General features: G+C 71.4%; 3 protein-coding genes. 1 reads left to right on the forward strand and 2 read right to left on the reverse strand.

Annotated features, from left to right (window positions below; translation table 11 throughout):
- The coding region (locus tag E1267_RS42600) for a cation:proton antiporter (RefSeq protein WP_181957926.1) at window positions 1-992 on the reverse strand (992 nt) is incomplete at its 3' end.
- A gap of 187 nt (window positions 993-1,179) precedes the next feature.
- Window positions 1,180-2,280 (reverse strand): hypothetical protein, encoded by a 1,101-nt coding sequence (locus tag E1267_RS42605; RefSeq protein ID WP_132341840.1) that lies wholly within the window; start codon window positions 2,278-2,280, stop codon window positions 1,180-1,182.
- 229 nt (window positions 2,281-2,509) lie between these two features.
- Between E1267_RS42605 and E1267_RS42610 the strand changes: the two genes are divergently transcribed.
- A complete protein-coding gene (locus tag E1267_RS42610) occupies window positions 2,510-4,417 on the forward strand; it encodes an ATP-dependent DNA helicase (RefSeq protein WP_246064708.1) in 1,908 nt (635 codons plus the stop codon).
- Window positions 4,418-4,695 lie beyond the last annotated feature (278 nt).

Here is a 4,695-nt window from a genome sequence, read left to right on the forward strand (position 1 = left end):
CCCCTGCGCAGCAGACCGACCAGGGACGTCACCGCGAACAACCACACGAACCTGGCGGCGATCGTCACCGCCAGCACCGCGGCCGCGTAGCCGGCCATCCGCCACGGGCTGACGCCGGTGAGCCCCTCGGCCACGGTCTCCAGTTGCAGCCCGATCAGCGCGAACACGATCGCCTCGAGCAGGAAGGCGGTCACCTTCCACACGGCGCCGGACACCAGCCGCGTCCCGAACCCGCGCAGGTGCATCCGATGCCCCAGATGAAGGCCGACGATGACGACCGCGATCACACCGGAGGCCTCCACTGACTCCGCCGCGAGGTAGGCGGCGAACGGGATCAGCAACATCAGCGCGTTCTCGACCAGCGAGTCGCGCGTCCGCTCGAACACCCACGACAGTCCGTAGGCCAGCGCCAGCCCGACCGCCACGCCACCCGCCGCGGCGAGCAGGAACAGGCCCGCACCCTCGGCCAGGTCCACGGAACCGCCCACGGCCGCCCCGATGGCCACCCGGTAGAGCGTCAGCGCGGTGGCGTCGTTGAACAGGCTCTCACCGACGAGGATCGTCAGCGTACGGCGCGGCAGGCCGAGCCGCCGCCCGACCGCGACGGCCGCCACCGCGTCGGGCGGGGCGACGATGGCTCCCAGCGCGAACGCCAGCACCGGCGGCAGCCCCGGCAGCATCAGGTGGACGACCAGCCCCACCACGGCGGCGGTGAACACCACCAGTCCGACCGACAGCAGCCCCACGGGCCGCCTGACCTCGCGCAGCCGCAGATAGGAACTGTCGAGCGCGGCGGAGTAGAGCAGCGGCGGCAGGAACACGAACAACGCCAGATCCGGGTCCAGCGGCACGGCGGGCACCAGCGGCGACACCAGCAACCCGGCAGCGACCAGCAGCAGCGGCGCCGGCCATCCCCGGCGTCGCGCCACGGCCGAGATCACGACCGCGCCCCCGGCCACCAGCAGCAGTTGCAGGCCCATGGTGGGATTCACCGGCGCTCCTCCCCCTCGGCCCGATCACCCGCCGTGAGCGTACCCACGAGGGTAGAGTGCCCAGCGCACAGCGGCCCTTTCCGGCGCGCACGGCCCGAACGGCGGACGCGGACGCGCGGAAAGCCCGCGCGGCGGAACAGTCACATGCGCGGGGACGACGGTTCGCGGAGTGGCCGACGGACGGCCGTCACCACTCCCTGCGGTCGCTTCTCTCGTGGTAGTCCGGCTGCTCCGGGCGCAGGCGCTCGCCCGTGGAGAACATGGGATCCCCGACGTACGGGCGGGTCATCTCGGGATCGCCGTGATCGTCGCGGCCCATGGCCATCAGCGGGTCCACGGGGTTCTGGCGGGCGGGCGCCTGACGCTGCTGCGGGGCCGGGCGGGGGCGGCCCGCCCCCGGGATGCCGTGCATGGGTGTGCCCAGCCCGGCCGTGCTCGGCTGGGGCTGGGGGTAGGTGTCGGAGCGGCGTCCGTAGGGGTCGGACGGGTACGGGTCCGACGGGTAGGGGTCTGGCCGGTGCTGCTGGGCCGACTGGTAGGGGTCTGCGGCCTGCGAGGGGAAACCCAGCGGGTCGGTGTTGACGGGCGCCTGGGGCCGCTGGTCACCGGGCAGCTGGTAGACGGGTTCGTCCACGTACTGGGGGCCGGTGAAGGGTTCGGCCTGCGGCTGGACGTAATGAGGCCCGCTCATCGGGTCGGCGGTGTACTGCGGGCCGCTGAACGGGTCGCCGGTGTAGGCCTGCTGCGGGCCGGTCTGGTCGACGTATTGAGGGCCGGTGAAGGGGGCCCTCTCGCCGTAGGCGGGGGCGTGCTGCTGGGCCGCGCTGTCGCCGTAGGCGGAGGTGCGCTGGTCTTTCGGCGCCGCGCTCTCACCGTACGAGGCCACCAGCTTGTCCTGGGGGGCCGGCGGCGCGCCCCTGGCCACGAGCACGTCGTTGGGCGACAGCGCCGCCGTGGGCCGGTCGTCCGGCTGCGGCTGCTGCGGCGGTTGCTGAGCGTGCTGGGGCGGCCGGTGGTATTGGCCGGTGCCGGGGATGGTTTCGGTGCCCGGCTCCTGGGCGGGCACGGCCGGCTGCTCGCCGGTGGCCTCGGCGTAGCCGTCATCAAGGGTGTCGAGCAGCCGCCCGACGTCCTCCATGGGCATGCGGAAGCTCGCCGTGCACATTTCGCCGCGCCAGAGGCTGAGCACCAGCGTGCCCTCATGCCAGGTGACGCGGAGACACCGTTCCTGACCTCGCGCATCGAAGAAGACTTCGCCGAACGACGGCAAGGGGACAACTTCCGACATGGAGGACATATTGCTTTAACCAGCCTTTATTCGTCCACTCAACCCGGAAAACCCTACGGGACCGGTCTTCCCACCTACACCGGGACTCCCTCTGGTCACGCACGGTGGAGACTTTCCAGTACCAGCTTGAGTCCCGATCGACCAGTGTGCCATGCGTGCCGTCGCGCCGATTCAGGAATGCCGGGATGCGTCTGGCCGATCACATCGCGTTCGGCGCGGCGGCCCCGGAATGCGGGTAGCGTTTACTGCCGTGCCGGACTCGCATCTCCCGTCAGTGGACGAACTGCTCAGCATCGCGGTCAACGCTCTCGGAGGGAGCGAACGGCAGGGCCAGGTCACCATGGTCCAAGCCGTGCGGAAGGCCCTCGACGACAAGGCGCACTTGGCGGTCCAGGCGGGCACGGGCACCGGCAAGTCAGTGGCCTACCTCGTGCCCTCGATCCGCCACGCGATGGACAGCGAGAAGCCGGTGGTGATCTCCACGGCCACGATCGCGCTGCAACGCCAGCTCGTCGACCGTGACCTGCCGAGGCTGTCCGAGGCGCTGGGCAAGGAGCTGCCGCACGAGCCGACGTTCGCCATCCTCAAGGGCCGCCGTAACTATCTGTGCCGCTACAAGGCGACGGCGGGCTGGCCCGAGGAGGACGAGCAGGACCAGCTCTTCGACCCGCGCGAGGTGAGCGCCACCGGCCGCATGGTGCAGCGCATCCAGGAGTGGGCCGAGGAGACCGAGACCGGCGACCGCGACGAGCTGGTGCCCGGCGTGAGCGAGCAGGCGTGGCGGCAGTTCTCGGTGAGCGCGCAGGAGTGCCTCGGCGCCAACCGCTGCCCGAGCGGCGCCGAGTGCTTCGCCGAGCTGGCCAGGGCGCGGGCGGGCGAGGTCGACGTGGTGGTCACCAACCACGCGCTGCTCGCCATCGACGCCATGGGCGAGCTGCCGGTGCTGCCCGAGCACGAGGTCGTCGTCGTCGACGAGGCCCACGAGCTGGTCGACCGGGTGACGTCGGTGGTCACCAGCGAGCTGTCCGACACCTCCGTGATGCTGGCGGTCCGGCGGGTCGGCCGGCTGATCGAGCAGCCGATCGCCGACCAGCTGATGGAGGCCGGCGAAGACCTCAAGGCGCTGCTGGCCGCCGCGCCACCCGGGCGCATCGACGAGCTGCCCGAGGTGCTCGGGCTGACGCTGGCACTGGTACGCGACACGGCCTGGCGATGCATCACCGCGCTCGGCCCGCGCACCGCCGACAAGGACGATCCCGACAAGGCGGGGCAACGCAAGGCCGCGTTCACGGCACTCGACGAGGTGCACGACACGGCGGTGCGCATGCTGGAGGCGTACGGGCACGCCTCCGAAGCCGACCGGGCCGAGGTGGTCTGGCTCGACTCCGGCACCGACCGCCGGCCGCCGATGCTCCGGGTCGCGCCGCTGAGCGTCAGCGGCATGCTGCGCGACAAGCTGTTCGGGGAGCGCACGGTCGTGCTCACGTCCGCCACGCTGGCGCTCGGGGGCACGTTCGACTCGCTGGCCGCGCAATGGGGGCTGGGCGAGGGCAAGAGCTGGCAGGGCATCGACGTCGGCTCGCCGTTCGACCATCCGCGCGCGGGCATCCTGTACGTCGCCAAACACCTCCCCCAGCCGGGGCGCGACGGCCTGCCGCAGGCCTACCTCGACGAGATCGCCGAGCTGATCGAGGCGGCCGGGGGCCGCACGCTGGGGTTGTTCTCGTCGATGCGGGCGGCCAAGGCGGCCACCGAGGCGCTGCGCGAGCGGCTGGACGTGCCGCTGCTGTGCCAGGGCGACGACTCCACGATGCTGCTGGTCAGGCAGTTCGCCGACGACGAGCCGACGTGCCTGTTCGGGACGTTGTCGCTGTGGCAGGGCGTCGACGTTCCGGGCCCGTCGCTACGGCTGGTGATCATCGACCGGGTGCCGTTCCCGCGCCCCGACGACCCGCTGACCTCGGCCCGGCAGCGCCACGTGGCGGCCAAGGGCGGCAACGGGTTCATGGCGGTCGCGGCCAACCACGCCGCCCTGCTGACCGCCGATACGGTGCGCACTTCAATTCGTGGCCGGTGCACCACCCTGACACAGGGCACCGGGCAGGGCTATGCATGCGTGAGCAGTTGGCGATGTTGAGCAGTGAAGTTCCCGAATCCTGGACTTTCACGGTGGTCGAGGTCGTGGACGGGGCGATCGTGGTTTACGGCTTGGGGTGTGGAGGAGTGTGGGCGGGGACCCCTGCGGGACGTGTGGCGGGGGGCCGAACGTGTCCGCGAGCAGGTGACGTTTTTCCCGGCGGCATGAGGTCGGGGACGCTGGCACGTGGGGTTTCAGCTCTCCCTGACGATCACCTCGCCGGGTCAGTCGTTGGGGGGTGGTTCCGTGAGGCGTTTGAGGGCTGCCCTGGGGATGGC

It is taken from the genome of Nonomuraea longispora (genome assembly GCF_004348345.1).
GTDB lineage: Bacteria > Actinomycetota > Actinomycetes > Streptosporangiales > Streptosporangiaceae > Nonomuraea > Nonomuraea longispora.